The 15,912-nt window shown below is 71.8% G+C and carries 15 protein-coding genes; 5 read left to right on the plus strand and 10 right to left on the minus strand.

Annotation, left to right across the window (positions count from 1 at the left end; genetic code table 11):
• The coding region (locus PSH25_RS14955; RefSeq protein WP_238659669.1) for an ATP-dependent DNA helicase at nucleotides 1–1,422 on the minus strand (1,422 nt) is incomplete at its 3' end.
• 102 nt (nucleotides 1,423–1,524) lie between these two features.
• Between PSH25_RS14955 and PSH25_RS14960 the strand changes: the two genes are divergently transcribed.
• Complete coding sequence (locus PSH25_RS14960) at nucleotides 1,525–2,031, plus strand: DUF402 domain-containing protein (protein WP_112674113.1); 507 nt, start codon at nucleotides 1,525–1,527, stop codon at nucleotides 2,029–2,031.
• 24 nt (nucleotides 2,032–2,055) lie between these two features.
• Here the strand turns inward: PSH25_RS14960 and sigJ are convergent, their stop codons facing one another.
• Nucleotides 2,056–3,021 carry an RNA polymerase sigma factor SigJ gene (gene sigJ / locus PSH25_RS14965; RefSeq protein WP_238659670.1) on the minus strand — a complete coding sequence of 322 codons (966 nt, stop codon included), beginning with the start codon at nucleotides 3,019–3,021 and terminating at the stop codon, nucleotides 2,056–2,058.
• A gap of 188 nt (nucleotides 3,022–3,209) precedes the next feature.
• On the opposite strand from sigJ, the gene PSH25_RS14970 reads away from it, so the two are divergent.
• From PSH25_RS14970 to PSH25_RS14980, 3 genes are all read left to right on the plus strand, one after another.
• Nucleotides 3,210–4,151 carry a PPK2 family polyphosphate kinase gene (locus PSH25_RS14970; protein ID WP_238659671.1) on the plus strand — a complete coding sequence of 314 codons (942 nt, stop codon included), beginning with the start codon at nucleotides 3,210–3,212 and terminating at the stop codon, nucleotides 4,149–4,151.
• A 127-nt stretch (nucleotides 4,152–4,278) separates the two neighbouring features.
• Nucleotides 4,279–4,905, plus strand: a complete 627-nt coding sequence (locus tag PSH25_RS14975; RefSeq protein WP_030327784.1) for a DUF47 domain-containing protein — start codon at nucleotides 4,279–4,281, stop codon at nucleotides 4,903–4,905.
• Nucleotides 4,906–4,909: 4 nt separating this feature from the next.
• Nucleotides 4,910–5,917 (plus strand): inorganic phosphate transporter, encoded by a 1,008-nt coding sequence (locus PSH25_RS14980; protein WP_091402868.1) that lies wholly within the window; start codon nucleotides 4,910–4,912, stop codon nucleotides 5,915–5,917.
• Nucleotides 5,918–5,974: 57 nt separating this feature from the next.
• On the opposite strand, the gene PSH25_RS14985 is transcribed toward PSH25_RS14980, so the two are convergent.
• Complete coding sequence (locus PSH25_RS14985; RefSeq protein WP_238659672.1) at nucleotides 5,975–6,943, minus strand: Gfo/Idh/MocA family protein; 969 nt, start codon at nucleotides 6,941–6,943, stop codon at nucleotides 5,975–5,977.
• Between the two features lie 372 nt (nucleotides 6,944–7,315).
• On the opposite strand from PSH25_RS14985, the gene PSH25_RS14990 reads away from it, so the two are divergent.
• Entirely contained in the window at nucleotides 7,316–8,149 is an 834-nt protein-coding gene (locus PSH25_RS14990) for an NUDIX hydrolase (RefSeq protein WP_238659673.1), read from the plus strand.
• A gap of 235 nt (nucleotides 8,150–8,384) precedes the next feature.
• Here the strand turns inward: PSH25_RS14990 and pstB are convergent, their stop codons facing one another.
• The 7 genes from pstB to PSH25_RS15025 form a co-directional block, all read right to left on the minus strand.
• The gene (gene pstB, locus PSH25_RS14995) at nucleotides 8,385–9,161 is read right to left on the minus strand and encodes a phosphate ABC transporter ATP-binding protein PstB (protein WP_238659680.1); all 777 of its coding nucleotides are present in this window, start codon (nucleotides 9,159–9,161) and stop codon (nucleotides 8,385–8,387) included.
• Between the two features lie 17 nt (nucleotides 9,162–9,178).
• Nucleotides 9,179–10,267, minus strand: coding sequence for a phosphate ABC transporter permease PstA (pstA, locus tag PSH25_RS15000; RefSeq protein WP_238659675.1), 1,089 nt, complete (start codon nucleotides 10,265–10,267; stop codon nucleotides 9,179–9,181).
• Complete coding sequence (gene pstC / locus PSH25_RS15005) at nucleotides 10,264–11,355, minus strand: phosphate ABC transporter permease subunit PstC (RefSeq protein WP_238659676.1); 1,092 nt, start codon at nucleotides 11,353–11,355, stop codon at nucleotides 10,264–10,266. The genes pstA and pstC overlap by 4 nt, the downstream gene beginning before the upstream one ends.
• A gap of 38 nt (nucleotides 11,356–11,393) precedes the next feature.
• Complete coding sequence (pstS, locus tag PSH25_RS15010) at nucleotides 11,394–12,500, minus strand: phosphate ABC transporter substrate-binding protein PstS (protein WP_238659677.1); 1,107 nt, start codon at nucleotides 12,498–12,500, stop codon at nucleotides 11,394–11,396.
• A gap of 292 nt (nucleotides 12,501–12,792) precedes the next feature.
• Nucleotides 12,793–13,719, minus strand: a complete 927-nt coding sequence (gene mshD, locus PSH25_RS15015) for a mycothiol synthase (protein WP_238659678.1) — start codon at nucleotides 13,717–13,719, stop codon at nucleotides 12,793–12,795.
• A 58-nt stretch (nucleotides 13,720–13,777) separates the two neighbouring features.
• Nucleotides 13,778–14,671, minus strand: coding sequence for a polysaccharide deacetylase family protein (locus tag PSH25_RS15020; RefSeq protein ID WP_238659679.1), 894 nt, complete (start codon nucleotides 14,669–14,671; stop codon nucleotides 13,778–13,780).
• Nucleotides 14,672–14,826: 155 nt separating this feature from the next.
• Nucleotides 14,827–15,546, minus strand: coding sequence for a winged helix-turn-helix transcriptional regulator (locus tag PSH25_RS15025; protein WP_181518701.1), 720 nt, complete (start codon nucleotides 15,544–15,546; stop codon nucleotides 14,827–14,829).
• Between the last annotated feature and the right edge of the window lie 366 nt (nucleotides 15,547–15,912).

The following is a 15,912-nucleotide window of genomic DNA, read 5'->3' on the forward strand; positions in this document are numbered from 1 at the left end:
GGCGGGGGTCGGCGGGGCGGGCGGTGGCGCGTCCAGCCCGAGGGCGCGGGCGACCGTGTCGAACCGGCCGCCCAGCGCCAGGGTCGCGGAGGTGGCGACGACGGTGCGTTCGTCGTACAGGTGGGTGGCGAGGGTGCCGGCCACCGACAGCGGGGCGACCACCAGTGCCCGGCGGCTGCCGCTGTCGTTCTTCTCCACCCAGGCCACGTCGTGGTCGCCCTCCTCCAGCAGCCGCTGCGCGGTGGTGGAGAGCTCGTCCAGCGCGGCCTTGGCCTGCTGCTTGCGGACCGGGTCGGGGTCGTCGGCCTTGACGTCGCCGATCGCGTCCAGGGCGGAGCGGGTCGCCGCGTCGAGCAGCGTGCACGCCTCCCGCAGCGGCGTCGGCAGCCCCGCCGTTATCCGCCCGGCCGGCGCCTCCGCCAGCCCGACCGCGAGGGCGTCGCCGGCGGCGGTGAGCGCCTCGGCGGTCTCCGGGCGCAGCAGCGTACGGGCGCGCCGGGCGGTCCGGTCGATCAGCTCCGGCACCAACTCCGCCTGGGCCGCCGAGGAGACCCGGTCGGCCAACTCGTGCGCCTCGTCGACGATGAGCAGCTTGTGCGGCGGCACGATGTGTCGGTCGGCGAGCATGTCGACCGCGAGCAGGCTGTGGTTGGTCACCACGATGTCGGCCTCCCGGGCGCGGGCCCGTGACGCCTCGGCGAAGCACTCCTGCCCGAACGGGCAACGGGTCGCGCCGACGCACTCGCGGGCCGGCATCGACACCAGCCGCCAGGCCTGGTCGTCGACGCCCGGGTCCAGTTCGTCGCGGTCGCCGGTGGCGGTCTTCTCGGCCCAGTCCCGCAGCCGCTCGACCTGCTTACCCAACCGGCCGGCCTCACCGAGCCACTTCGTCCCGCCACCGGGACGCGCCGCGGGAGCGTCGAAGAGGGTGTCCTCCGGCTCCTCCTCGGTGGAGTTGTCCAGTCGGGCGAGGCAGAGGTAGTGGTGGCGGCCCTTGAGCACGGCGAAGGTGGGCCGACGGCCGAGCACCGGCTCCACCGCGTCGGCGAGCCGGGGCAGGTCGTGGTCGACCAGCTGGGACTGCAACGCCAGGGTGGCGGTGGAGACCACTACCGGGCCGTCCACAGTGAGCGCCGGCGCGAGGTAGGCCAGCGACTTGCCGGTGCCGGTGCCCGCCTGCACGAGCAGATGCTCGCCGCCGGCCACGCACTCCTCGATCGCCGTGGTCATCTGTAGCTGGCCGGGGCGCTCCGCGCCGCCGGGAACCGCACCCACCGCCGCCGCCAGCAGCTCGGTGCCACTGGGCCGGGCACCCCGCCGCCGGCCCTTGGCACGGGCCGACGGGGTGGCGGAACCGGTGGCGGTGCGGGGCGGAGTCACCGTGCGACGGTACCCGGCGCCGCCGACACCGACCGCGCCCATCCGCCGCGTGGCGCGATGCCGAGCAAGCCGGCGTCGCGGGCGACCCCGTCCGGTTACGGCCGCGCTACGACGCGTTGGGCTGTATCGGTTAGGGTGCGAATCATGCCGAGCGACATGGTCCGCGTGATCTACCGCAAGTACGACGGCAGCGCCCACCGCGACTACCCGGCCCGCCGGCTCACCGAGGACGACCTCGGCATCTGGCTCGGCGTGCCAGAGGGCACCGAGTCGGTCTACCACGGCCGGCCCTCGGTGGAGAAGATCCCGTTCGTGCTGCTAGTGCCACATCGTGCCTGGTGGACGGCCATGTTCAACCCCCCGCCCCGCACCAGCGAGGTCTACTGCGACATCACCACCCCGGCCCGCTGGGAGTCCGACGACACCGTCCACCTGATCGACCTTGACCTGGACGTCGTCCGACGGCGGGCCACCGGCCTGGTGGAGCTGCTGGACGAGGACGAGTTCGCCGAGCACCGGGCCCGGTTCGGCTACCCGGACGACGTGGTGGCCGAGGCCGAGGCCGCGGCACAGCGGCTGTTCGGCGCCCTGGGCGACGGCACCGAGCCGTTCGCCACCGCGTACCGCAAGTGGTTGGCCCTGGTGGTCTGACGCCGCCCGCCCGGTCGGGCCGGCTCACCAGCGTGGTGGCCAGCCGTCGTCGGTGTCGAGCGGCGGCAGGTCGGTCAGCTTCTCCGGGTTGAGCTGGTTGTAGATGGCGGTGATCCGGCCCTGGTCCACCGCGAACGCGGTGACCAGGCGGATCGGCCGCCCGTCGCTGTGCCTCGTCTCCAACTGGAGACCGAGCGCGCCGTCGACGAGCACGAGCCGCGCCAGCACCCGGTCGGCGTACCGGCCGGTCCGGCCGAACAGGCCGAGCGTGAGGCGACCCACGGCATCCGCGCCGAGCACCGGTCGACGGGCCGCGGGGAAGTGCCCGCCCGAGTCGCCGACGAAGACCACGTCCGGAGCGAGCACCTGGAGGAGCTGGTCCAGGTCGCCGGACTCGGTGGCGGCGACGAACGCCTTGAGCACCCGGCGCTGCTCGGCCGGGCCGGCGGTGTGACGGGGTACGTCCGGCGCGGTGATCGCCCGTCGGGCCCGGGAGGCGAGCTGTCGGGCGGCCACCTCGGTGGTGCCGAGCACCCCCGCGACCCGGGCGAACGGCAGCGCGAACACGTCGTGCAGCACGAGGGCGACCCGTTGCTCGGGCGCGAGCCGCTCCAGCACCACCAGCAGCGCCGTGCCGACCTGGTCGGTGCGGACCGCCCGTTCCGCCGGGTCGGGCGCGTAGCCGTCGGCCGGCGGCCGGCCGCCCAACGGGCTCACCAGCGGCTCCGGCAGCCACTGCCCCGGGTACGCCTCCCGGCGGACCCGGGCCGAGCGGAGCACGTCCAGGCAGATCCGGGCGCAGGCCGTGGTGAGCCACGCGGACAGGTCACGGATCTCGGCGCGGGCCGCCGGGTCGGCCAGCGCCCCGGCGTAGCGCAGCCAGGTCTCCTGCACCGCGTCCTCCGCCTCACTGCGGCTGCCCAGCATCCGGTGGGCCACCGCGAGCAGTCGGCCCCGTTCGGCCTCGAACTCCGTCGCCAGTTCCCGCACGACCCACCACCCCTTCCGGTCGGCGTCCCGGCCTACATCCTCCCGCCGAGCGGGGGCGCCGGCTGCCCCGCAACGGCTTGGCGGCCCGACGCTTCCGGCGGCGGAGGTCGCGGGCGCCGGTCGGCGGGCCGAGGCCCGGAGGCGGCTCTCGGCGGGCGGAAAGGCGGTGGGTGGGCGATGATCCGTGCATGAGCGCACCCCAGCAAGGGCGGATCGTGGCACCGGACGGCGGCTCCGTGCGGGACCTGCTGCGGGTCACCGCGCCGGTGGATCTCGGCGCGATCGACCCGCGGTCCATGCCCGGCCTGCCGGAGGCGGCGGGCCGCAGCGAGCACCGTAAGACCTGGGCGCGGGAGCAGGTGGAGCTGGTCGGCGAGGAGCTGGGCCGGCAGCAGGAGATGCTCTTCGCGATGGCCAAGACCGGGTCGGAGCGGCCGGCGCACCGGGTGCTGCTGGTGCTCCAGGCCATGGACTGCGGCGGCAAGGACGGCACGATCAAGCGGGTGGCCGGCGCGATGAACCCGCTGGGCCTGCACATCCGCTCGTTCGGGCCGCCGACCAGCGAGGAGTTGCGACACGACTTCCTCTGGCGGATCCGCCGTGAGCTGCCGCCGCCCGGGTACGTGGGGATGTTCAACCGTTCGCACTACGAGGACGTGTTGATCGCCCGGGTCGGCTCCCTGGTGCCGGAGACGACCTGGCGAGCCCGCTATGACGAAATCAACTCCTTCGAGCAGGAGCTGACCGAGGGCGGCGTCACCCTGATCAAGGTGATGCTGCACATCTCGTACGCCGAGCAGGGCGAGCGCCTGCTGGACCGGCTCACCGACCCGCGCAAGCACTGGAAGTACAACCCCTCCGACATCGAGTCGCGCGGGCACTGGGACGACTACCAGGCCGCGTACGCCGAGGCCCTGAGTCGGTGCGGCACGGACGCCGCGCCCTGGTTCGTGGTGCCGGCGGACCGCAAGTGGTACCGCGACTGGGCGGTGGCCCACCTGCTGCGTGAGACGTTCGACACGCTCGATCTGGGGTATCCGGCTGCCGATTTCGACGTGGCGCGGGAGCGGAAGCGCCTGCTGGCTGGGGGAGCGGGTACGGGTGGGGCGGCCGAGATGAACGGCAGGTGAACGAGCGGTGAATGGTGCCTGGCCAGGGGTGGGCCGGCGAATTCCCGGTTCAGCCGTTTCCTAGCATTCACCGAGCGGGCGCTCTCGGGCGCCGCCACCCTTCCACCGACGCGACGAGGTCTGTGCTGTGAAGTTTTCCTTCCGCCCCACCGAGGGCGCCTTCTACGAGCTCTTCACCAGGGCCGCGCAGAACCTGGTCCGGGGCACCGCGCTGCTCAACGAACTGGCTCTGCCCGGCGTGGACGTGCAGTCCGTCAGCGAGCGGCTGACCGAGGTCGAGCACGACAGCGACCAGATCACCCACGAGCTCTACAAGAAGATCAACTCGACGTTCATCACCCCGTTCGACCGGGAGGACATCTACCGGCTCGGCTCGCTGCTGGACGACGTGATGGACCACCTGGAAGCGGTCGGCGACCTGCTCTACCTCTACGGGCTGACCGAGCTTCCGGCGCTGCCCCGCGAGCTGCACGAGATGGTCAACGTGCTCGACCAGCAGGCCAAGCTGACCGCCGACGCGATGCCCCGGCTCAAGTCGATGAAGGACCTCGAGGACTACTGGATCGAGTGCAACCGGCTGGAGAACGAGGGCGACCGGATCAACCGGCAGCTGCTCGTCCGGCTCTTCTCCGGTGAGTACGACGCGTTGACGGTGCTGAAGATGAAGGAGGTCGCCGACGAGTTGGAGGCCGCCTGCGACGCCTTCGAGCACGTGGCCAACACCGTCGAGACCATCGCCGTCAAGGAGTCCTGAGCCGGTGTCCCCTGAACTCATCGCCGTGCTGGCGGTGATCGCGGTGGCCCTGGCGTTCGACTACACCAACGGCTTCCACGACGCCGCCAACGCGATCGCCACAAGCGTCTCCACCCGGGCGCTGACACCCCGGATCGCCCTCGGGCTCGCCGCGGTCGGCAACTTCGTCGGCGCCCACTTCGGCGCGGGCGTGGCCAAGACCGTCGGCGACGGTCTGGTCACCCTCCCCACCGGGGTGAACAGCCTGGGGGTGGTCTTCGCCGGGGTGCTCGGGGCGATCGCCTGGAACCTGATCACCTGGTACTTCGGTCTGCCCTCGTCGTCCTCGCACGCGCTCTTCGGCGGCCTGGTCGGCGCGACCCTGCTCTCCACCGGCGGCATCGTGCAGTGGGGCAACATCGGCGAGAAGGTGCTGCTGCCGATGGTGCTGTCGCCGATCGTCGGCCTCACCCTCGGTTACCTGCTGATGCTGGCCATCCTGTGGCTGTTCCGGAAGGGGCAGCCGGGCAAGCTCAACCGGGGCTTCCGCTGGGCGCAGACCGCCTCGGCCGCCGCCATGTCGGTCGGCCACGGCATGCAGGACGCCGCCAAGACCATGGGCATCGTGGTGCTGGCGCTCTACACCGGTGGTTTCCAGGAGAGCAAGACGCACATCCCGGGGTGGGTGTTCTGGACCTCGGCGACGATGCTGGCCCTCGGCACGTACGCCGGCGGTTGGCGGATCATCCGGACCCTCGGTCGCAAGATCATCGACCTGGGGCCGCCGGAGGGCTTCGCCGCCGAGACCGTCGCCAGCGCGGTGCTCTATTTCAACGCCCTGGTGCTGAAGGCGCCGATCTCCACCACCCACACCATCACCTCGGCGATCATGGGTGTGGGCGCGACCAAGCGACTCTCCGCGGTTCGCTGGAACGTGGCCGGCAACATCGTGCTCGCCTGGATCATCACGTTCCCGGCCGCCGCGCTGATCGCGTGCGTCACGTACCTGCTGGTCCGGCCGCTCTTCGGCTGAGATTCCGCAAAGGGCCCCCGGTCACGGTCTCGCCGTGGCAGGGGGCCCTTCCGCTGTTCAGACGTAGCGCACGCCGATCTGCTCGCGGACCGTGTCCAGCAGGGTCATCACCTCGAGGGTCGTGGCGTGCGGCACCGCCGGGCTCTCGGTCAGCCCGGCGGCCAGGCAGCGCTGCACCTCGATCGCCTCGTACTGGTAGCCGTTGCCGGCCCCGTCGGCGACGATCGTCTCCGGCTCCGCGCCGGCCCGGTGCAGGGTCACCGAGCCCGGCCGGAAGAACGGCTCCGGCAGGTCGATCCGGCCGGTGCTGCCGGTGATCGAGGCGGTCTGCCCGCTCAACCCGACCATGCCGCAGCTCAGCGTCGCCAGCGCGCCGCTGTCGTAGCCGAACAGCATGCCGGTGTTCTCGTCCGTACCCTCCGGGCCGAGCTGCGCCCAGGACCGGACGTGCTGCGGCACCCCGAGCAGCAGGTGGGCCAGACTGATCGGGTAGATCCCCAGGTCGAGCAGGGCACCCCCGCCCAGCGCCGCGTTGCGCATCCGATGCTCCGGCGGGAACGGCCCGGCCACCCCGAAGTCGGCCCGGACGCCGGTCACCGCGCCGATCGCCCCGTCCGCGATCAGCTCGACCACCCGCAGGATCATCGGGTTCAGCCGCATCCACATGGCCTCCATCAGGAAGACCCCGGCGGCGCGGGCAGTCTCCACCAACTCGGTGCTGGTGGCCAGGTCGAGGGTGAACGGCTTCTCCAACAGCACCGCCCGGCCGGCGGTGAGGCAGGTCATCGCCGCCTCGTAGTGCGCGGAATGCGGGGTCGCCACGTAGATCGCGTCCACCTCCGGGTCGGCGGCCAACTCCACCCAGGAGCCGTAGGCGCGCTTCGCGCCGTACGTGTCGGCGAAGCGCCGCGCGCTCTCCGCGGCGCGGGAACCGACCGCGACCAACTCGGCGTCCGGCACCAGCCGGAGGTCTTCGGCGAAACGGCTGGCGATGTGGCCGGTGGCCAGGATGCCCCAACGAGTCATGCCGGAACGCTAGCCGAGCCGGGTGAACCGCCCGCTGCCCGGCCGCCGGCTGTCTCATCCGCCGGGGCCCGGTGCGCTCCTGGCCGTCCCGCCGCCCCGCAGTCCTGCCGTCCCGCCGCTCCTTTCCGCTTTGCCGTCCCGCCGCTTCGCCCTTCTTTTCCGCCCTGCCGTCCGCGCCGCCTCGCCTCCGCCGTCCCCCGGCACCCCGCCGACCACCCTCACCTACGTCCTTTGCTCTGCTTCAACGGACGCACCAGTGACCGGGCATTTCTGTTGCGTGGGTTGAAGCAGAGCAAAGGGGGCGTGTGGGGGTCGGCGCCGGCCAGCGCCGGCGAGCCAGCGCCGGCTGGCCGGGGAACTAGGCTCGCGGGCATGACGATCGACAGTGACGGCTTCGCCGCCCCGGCCGCCCTGGTCGAGCACGCCCGCCGGTTCCAGGCCGAGGGTGGCACCCCGGCGACGCCGCGGGTCGCGGCCACCGTGTTGCTGCTGCGTCCGACCGACGCCGACTTCGAGGTGTACGTCATCCGCCGGGTCGCCGCGATGACCTTCGGCGGGATGTACGCCTTCCCCGGAGGCGGGGTGGACCGCTCCGACTCGGAGGCACACCTGGACTGGGCCGGCCCGACGCCGGGCCAGTGGGCGGACCGGCTCGGCGTGGCCCCGCAGGCCGCGCAGGCGGTGGTCTGCGCCGCCGCGCGGGAGGTCTTCGAGGAGGCCGGCGTGCTGCTCGCCGGCCCGGACCGGGAGACCGTGGTGGGCGACGTCAGCGGCGACGACTGGGAGGCGGCCCGGCAGGACCTGGAGGGGCGCCGGCTGGGCTTCGCGGCGCTGCTCGCCGACCGTCAGCTCACGCTGCGATCCGACCTGCTGCTGCCCTGGAGCCGGTGGATCACTCCCGAGTTCGAGCCGCGGCGCTTCGACACGTACTTCTTCGTCGCCCTGTTGCCGGCGGGCCAGCGGACCCGCGACGTCTCCGGCGAGGCCGACCACACCCTGTGGATCCGTCCGGCGGACGCCCTGGCCCGCGCGCGGGCCGGCGAGCTGACCATGCTGCCACCGACCCTCGTCACGCTTGCCCAGGTGGCGGCGGCCGGCGACCTGGCCGGGGTGGCGCGGGCGGCGGCCGATCGGGACGCCGCCAGCCCGATCACCCCACGCCTGGACCTGCCCCCGAACGGCGAACCCCGTTTCGTCCTGGGCTGACCCCACCCACTCGCCAACGCCCGCCCCGCCGAGATCGCGCCGCCACTAGCCGCCCGCCCTCGCCGCAAGATCGTGCTCGATCCAGGAAGTAGTGGTGTGGTCGCGCGGAGGAGGCCACTACTTCCAGGATCCAGCGCGATCTTGGGGGTGGGGCGGGCCGCGAACCGCGTCCGGACACGCAGAAGGGGCGCCGGTCAGGTCGACCGACGCCCCAGGCGGACCGGGAGCCAGCGGCTCAGCCGAAGCGGCCGGTGATGTAGTCCTCGGTCTTCTTCACGCTCGGGTTGCTGAAGATCTTCTGGGTGTTGTCGTACTCGATCAGCCGGCCCGGGTCGCCGGTCTTCTCGATCGAGAAGAAGGCGGTCCGGTCCGACACCCGCGCGGCCTGCTGCATGTTGTGCGTCACGATGATGATCGTGAACTTGTCCTTGAGCTGGAACATCAGGTCCTCGATCGCCAGCGTGGAGATCGGGTCCAGGGCGGAGCACGGCTCGTCCATCAGGACGACCTGCGGCTCGACCGCGATGGTCCGGGCGATGCAGAGCCGCTGCTGCTGACCGCCGGAGAGGCCCGCGCCGGGCTTGCCCAGGCGGTCCTTGACCTCGCCCCACAGGTTCGCGGCGCGCAGGGCCTTCTCGGCCGCGTCCTCCAGGATCGACTTCTTGCGGACCCCGTTGAGCTTCAGCCCGGCCACCACGTTCTCGAAGATGCTCATGGTGGGGAACGGGTTCGGCCGCTGGAAGACCATGCCGATGGTGCGCCGGACCGCGGTGACGTCCACGTCCCGGTGGTAGATGTCCTGGTCGTCGATGGTGAGGCTGCCCTCGACCCGGGCACCGGGCAGCACCTCGTGCATCCGGTTGATCGACCGCAGGAACGTCGACTTGCCGCAACCGGACGGCCCGATGAGAGCGGTGACCGTCTTCGGCTCGACCGTCAGGTTGATGTTCTCGATCGCCTTGAAGCCGCCGTAGTACGCGGTGACGTTCGAGGCGGAGACGCGCTTGGCCATGGTGGTACCTCCGGGGTTCATCGGCTGAGCCTGTTGCGACGGGCCAGCAGCTTCGCCGCGATCGTCAGGATGAGCACGAGGGCGACCAGGGTGAGTGCCGCGGTCCACGCCCGTGCCGGGGCGTACTTCGACGCGTCACCGGCCTGCTGGTAGACGAAGAGGGACAGCGACGACTGGTTGTTCTCGAAGGGGTTGGTGTTGATCGCGGCGCCACCGCCGGCGACCAGCAGCACCGGCGCGGTCTCGCCGGCCGCGCGGGCGATGGCGAGCATGACGCCGGTGACGATGCCGGGCAGCGCCGTCGGCAGCACGACCCGCAGGATCGTCTTCCACTTGGGTACGCCGAGCGCGTACGCGCCCTCGCGCAGGGGCGCCGGAACGAGGCGGAGCATCTCCTCGGTGGACCGGACGATGGTGGGCAGCATGAGCACGCTCAGCGCGAGCGCGGCGGCGAAGCCGGAGAAGCTGGGCCGACCGTCGTTGAACCACGGCGACACGATCAGCACCCAGAACGCCAGCACGAAGAGGCCGGAGACGATCGACGGGATGCCGGTCATCACGTCCACGAAGAACCGGATCGCGAAGGCGAACTTGCCCCGTCCGTACTCGACGATGTAGATCGCGCAGAGGACGCCGAGCGGAACGGTGATCAGGGTGGCGATGCCGACCTGCTCCAGCGTGCCGACGATCGCGTGGTACGCGCCGCCGTTGGCGTCCCGGGCCCCGATGTTGTTCATCGAGGTCTGGAAGAAGTTGACGTCCAACCGGTCGGCGCCCTTGCTGACCAGCGTCCAGACCACCGACACGAGCGGCAGCACGGCCAGCACGAAGGCGGAGTGGATCAGCGCGCTCCAGGTGCGGTTGCGGGCCGAACGGCGTCCCTCGACCACGTTGGCGGCGGCGAAGAGCCCGACCAGGTAGAGGATCGCGCCGAGGACGACCACGAGGACCGGGCCGCCGATGCCGGTGCCGTAGACGACCACGGCGGAGAGCGCAAGGGCCGCCACGGCGATGGCCGGGGCGGCGTACCAGGGCAGCCGCTTGGCCCGCAGCGAGTCGGGCTGGGCCGGCGGCCGGGTGCGGTGGGAGGTGACGGTTGTGGTCATGCGGCCGACTCCGTGAACTCCCGGCGGCGGTAGATGATCGCCCGCGCCGTGATGTTGACGATCAGCGTGATGGTGAACAGCACCAGACCGGAGGCGATGAGCGCGCCCCGGCCGGTCTCGTTCGCCTCGCCGAACGCGTTGGCGATGTTGGCGGCGATGGTGTTGCCGCCGTTCTGGATCAGGTTGAACGAGATGCCGAAGGTGATGCCGAGGGTCAGCGCCAGGGCGATGGTCTCGCCGAGCGCCCGGCCGAGGCCGAGCATCATCGCGGCGATGATGCCGGGGCGGCCGTAGGGGAGCACCGCGGTGCGGAGCATCTCCCAGCGGGTGGCGCCCAGGGCGAGGGCGGCCTCCTCGTTCGCGGTCGGCGTCTGGAGGAACACCTCGCGGGAGAGCGAGGTGATGATCGGCAACACCATGATCGCGAGCACCAGGGCGCCCAGCATGACGGAGGCGCCGAAGGGGCCGTCGCCGCCGAAGAGCGGGATCCAGCCGAAGTGCTGGTTGAGCCAGACGGAGAAGTCCCGGACCGGGCTGCTGAAGACGTCCCGCCCCCAGAGGCCGAAGACCACGCTCGGGACGGCGGCCAGCAGGTCGACCAGGAAGCCGAGCGCGGTGCCCAGCCGGCGCGGCGCGTAGTGCGACAGGTAGAGCGCGATGCCGAGCGCCACCGGCACCGCGATGAGCAGCGCGAGCGCTGAGCTGAGCACGGTGCCGAAGGCGAGCGCGCCGATGCCGAACTTCGGCTGGGTGTCGTTGGGGGACCAGCCCTCGTAGGACCAGAAGTTCTCGGTGTTGGCGCGTAGGGCCGGCACCGCCTTGGCGACCAGGAAGATCGCGATGGCGGCGATGATGACCAGAACGGCGGTGCCGGCGGCCAGGGTGAGACCGCGGAAGGCCCGCTCGGCGCCGAACTTACGGCTGCGCGGCAGCGCGCCGCCGCCGCCCAGCCCGGTGCCGCCCGGGGAACGGGTGGTGACTGGTGCCTCGGCCACACGCGCCGAGGCACCGGCGGGCCACTCGTGACTCTGGGTCACGCGCGTCCCGCCGGTGCCGGCGTCGGCCGAGCGGTGAGGGGTTTCACCCATCTGCTCGCTCGATTCGGTTGCGGAGGTGTGGAATCGGGTCAGGAGAGGTTCTTGACCGCGGTCTCGACCTTGGTGCGGACCGTCTCCGGCAGCGGGGCGTAGCCCAGCTCGGTGAGAGAGGCCTGGCCCTCGGCGCTGGCGGCGTGGCCCAGCAGGCCCTTGACCAGCTTCAGCTTGTCGGCCGCGAGGCCCTTGCTGCAGACGATCTCGTACGTCGCCAGGACGATCGGGTAGGCCCCGGCCTCCTTGGTGTTGTAGTCGATCTTCAGCTTGAGGTCGTCGCCCTGGCCCTCGACAGCAGCGCCGGCGATGGTCTTGCCGGCCGCCTCGGCGGTCAGCGCGGCGAACTCGCCGTTGCCGTTGCCGATCTTCGACATCTTCAGACCGGCGTTCTCGGCGAACGACCACTCCATGTAGCCGATGGAGCCGTCCGCGCCCTTGACCCGGCTGGCCACGCCGTCCGAGCCCTTGGCGCCGGTGCCGCCCGGGGCCTTCCAGGCCTTGGCGTTGCCCAGGGTCCAGTCGGTCTCGGCGGTCTTCGAGAGGTACTTGGTGAAGTTGTCGGTGGTGCCCGACTCGTCCGAACGGTGGACGGTCTGGATCGTGGTCGCCGGGAGCTTGGCGTCCGGGTTGTCGGCCTTGATCGTGGCGTCGTCCCACTTGGTGACCTTGCCGGCGAAGATCTTCGCCAGGGTGGCCGGCTTGAGCTGGAGGTTGTCCACGCCGCTGACGTTGTAGGCGACGGCCACGGGGCCGATCACCATCGGCAGGTGGATGGCCTTGCCACCGACGCACTTGGCGTCGGCCTGCGGCTGCTCCTCCGGCTTGAGCGCGGAGTCGGAACCGGCGAAGTCGGCGGTCCCGGCGATGAACGCCTGGATGCCGGCGCCCGAGCCGGAAGCCTCGTAGTTGATTGTGGTGCCCTGGCACTTCTGCTGGTACGCCTTGATCCACTCGGCCATGGCGTTCTTCTGTGCCGACGAGCCCTGGGCGTTCAGCGTGCCGGTAGCGCAGTCGACCGCGGCGGCCGAGCCCGAAGCGCTCGCGCCGGAGGCGGGCTCGTTGTTGTCCGAGCCGCATGCACTGAGGCCGAGCGTCGCGGCAAGAGCGAGGCAGGCAATAGTGCCGTACCGCTGGAGCTTCACCTGAGGGGTTTCCCTTCGCGTCTGACTTGGCGCCCCGATCCCGGGGCCCCGAGGACCGGCACTGACCGGCTGACACGAAAGTTAGAAGTGCCAGGTAGCCGGTTCGCCGGTCGCAAGTGAACGCAAGGTGAACACGTACGGCCCCCGAGGTGACCGCTTGCTGAGGGTGAGTTGTCCGTTAAGTGAACCCGGGTACACCTGTCGGAAGTATGGGTATATTTCCGGTTCGTCGTTATGCCGCCGACGCCCGGCCGTTACCCACCGGTGACCCGGTCGGGGCGACGGCCGCCTGTCAGCCCAGGTGGTAGTTGATGTGCGCGGACCAGCGGGCGAAGCCCAGCCGTTCGTAGAGCGCGACGGCCCCGGTGTTCGAGTCGTCCACGTAGAGCATCACCCGGTCCAGGCCGCGCCGGTCCCGCAGGTGTGCCAGCCCGGCGGTGGTCAGGGCCCGGCCGAGCCCGCCGCCGTGCGCGGTCGGCTCCACCCCCAGGACGTACACCTCGCCGATCCGGGCCGACCCCGGCCGCTCGTGCACCTTGGTCCAGTGGAAACCGAGCAACCGGCCGGTCGCGGTCTCCTCGGCGAGCAAGAAACCCGCCGGGTCGAACCACGGCTCGGCCAGGCGGACCCGCAGGTCGTCCGACGTCCACCGGCCCTGCTCGGGGTGCTCGGCAAAGGCCCGCGCGTTGAGGGCCAGCCAGGCCGCGTCGTCCGCCCCGGGGCGGAACGCGCGCAGCGCCACCCCGTCGGGCAGGCGCGGCTCACCCAGCGGGGCGGCCAACGGCCGGCGTAACTGCCAGAGCACCCGGGCGCGGGTGAAGCCGAGGTCGACGGCGAGCGCGGCGGCCGAGGGGTGGTCGCCGTGCGCCCACGCCCGCAGTGGCCCGGTGGCCGAGGCGAGTACGCCCCGGGCGAGCGCCCGCCCGGTGCCCCGTCGCCGGTACGCGGGGTGCACCACCAGCTCGACCCCGATCCCGCCGACGGGGTCGGTGGTGTCCAGGTGCGCGTACCCGGTGAGGGTGCCGTCGTCGGCGCGGGCGATCAGGTGCACGGCGGGGGCGTCGGGGTCGCGCAGCCGAAGCAGGACGTGTTCGTCGAGCGGGTCCGCTCCGTCCGTGTCACCCGCGGCGCTGGCGAGGGCCAGCACCTCGGCGATCTCCGCCGTTGCCAGTCGGTCGCTCCGGGTCACCTGGTCGCTGGTCGGCTCCGCGCTGCTCATTCCGCCACCGTATCCGTTGCGTGTCGTGACGCCCGGACCGTCGCCGTAAAGCCGAGGCTCACGTCGGATCGGCGGGGAGTGCCTCCAGCTCGAACCGGGCGGTCAGGTCGGGCAGGATCCGGCGCAGCGCCTCCACCGTGCCCTCTCGGTCCCCACCGGCGTCGTGCAGCAGCACCACCGAGCCCGGTTCGGCCTGACTCAGCACCGTCGCGGTGATCTTGCTGGCACCGGGCAGCTCCCAGTCCGACGGATCCACCGACCAGTGCAGCGGGGTCATGCCGAGCTGCCGCGCCACCGACACCACCGGGTACGTCCAGGCCCCGCCCGGCTGTCGGTACCAGACGATCGGGGCGTTCGGCACCGCCGCCCGGATCGCCGCGTTGGTGCGCAGGAGGTCGGCGCGGATGGCGTCGGCCGACCGGGCGCCCAGGCCGACGTCGTGGGCCCAGGAGTGGTTGCACAGGGTGTGCCCGGCGTCCACGATCGACTGGACCAGTTCGGGGTGGTTCTGCGCGTTCTCGCCGACCACGCAGAACGTGGCGCGTACGTCGTATTCGCGCAGGATGGCGAGGACCCGCGGGGTGTAGCGCGGGTCCGGCCCGTCGTCGAAGGTCAGCGCAAGCCGCGGGGTGCCGGTGGTGACGTGCGCGCCGAACAGGTTGTCGCCGCCGGCGTCCCGTCCGGATCCGTCCCGTCCGGATCCGTCCTGGCCGGCTTCGGCCGGGCCGGTCTCGGTCGGGCTGGCGCTGGCGCCCGGGGCTCCGTCCGGTTCGCCAACGCTTGGTTGGTCGGCGTAGTGCGGCCCGTCGGCGCTCGTGGTGACACCTGTGGAGTGTCGGGGCGACTGGTCGGGGACGAGGCTGCGGCCCAGCACGTACGCGGAGCCGAGCAGCCCCGCCACCACAAGCGTCACGATCCCCGCGGCCCGCGCGGTGGAGCTGCCCCGCGTCACGACTTCCGCCCGGCTCGCCGGTCACGCCGGCCCGTCGCCCCCGTGGTCAGTACGCGCACCGTCGCCCCTTTCTCCGACAAACCCGGCAGTCAGAATAGAACCGCCAAGCTGCGCAAAAAGGGCATATGGGAAATCAGACGGAACGGGTCCGCAGGTCAGACCGGCAGGGGCGCGTGCTCCGCCTCGGGAAGCGACCGCGACGGCGGAACGACGAACTTGTAGCCGACCTGGCGTACGGTGCCGATCATCGACTCGTACTCCGAGCCGAGCTTGGCGCGCAGTCGCCGGACGTGCACGTCCACCGTGCGGGTGCCGCCGAAGTAGTCGTAGCCCCAGACCTCGCGCAGGAGCTGGTCCCGGGTGAACACCCGACCCGGGTGCTGGGCCAGGAACTTCAGCAGCTCGAACTCCTTGTAGGTGAGGTCGAGCGGGCGGCCCTTGAGCTTGGCCGCGTAGGTGTCCGGGTCGATGGTCAGCTCGCCGGCCCGGATCGAGCCACCCGCGCCAGCGGTCGCGTTGCTGAGCCGGCCGACCGCCAGCCGCAGACGTGCCTCGACCTCGGCGGGGCCGGCCGAGGCGAGGATGACGTCGTCGACGCCCCAGTCGGCGTTGAGCGCGATCAGACCGGCCTCGGTCACCACCGCGACCAGCGGCACGCCGAGCCCGGTGGCGTGCAACATCCGACAGGTCGCCCGCGCCTCGCTCAACTCCGATCGGGCGTCCACCATCACCGCGTCCGGGCTGGGGCCCGCGACCAGGGTGCGAACGTCGCGCGGCGCCGTGCGGACCGAGTGCGGTAGCAGGTCGAGTGCCGGCAGCACAGCCGACGGTTCTCCTGCGCGTGCGGTCACCAGCAGCAGGATCTCCACGATCACCTCCGTCCCGGCGGCGCGAGGCCGCACGCGACCAGTCGCACTCATCAAGGAGTGCGCTGAGAAATTGCGTGGTCCCGGCGTCGCTGACGGGCGGGTAACGCGTTGAGCGTAACCGATCGCCTCGGCCGCGCCGTCAGGCCATTTCCCGTATGTCTATCTTGCCCCTGATCGTGGCACGGATTTTAACGTCGCTGAAACCCTTGACCACCGCGTCGGCCGGTCGGTCTGGCACGATCGGGTCGTGTTTCCCTCCACCTCGCCCGAGGCCGGCCGCGAATCGTGGCCCGCTGGGCCCCAACCGGGCCCGGCCGCCGCACCGACCCGCGGCCAGCCGCCCGCGCCGCGTACCGGCCCGGCCACCACCGA

The sequence above is a fragment of the Micromonospora foliorum genome, from assembly GCF_022229015.1.
GTDB classification, from domain to species: Bacteria; Actinomycetota; Actinomycetes; order Mycobacteriales; family Micromonosporaceae; genus Micromonospora; species Micromonospora foliorum.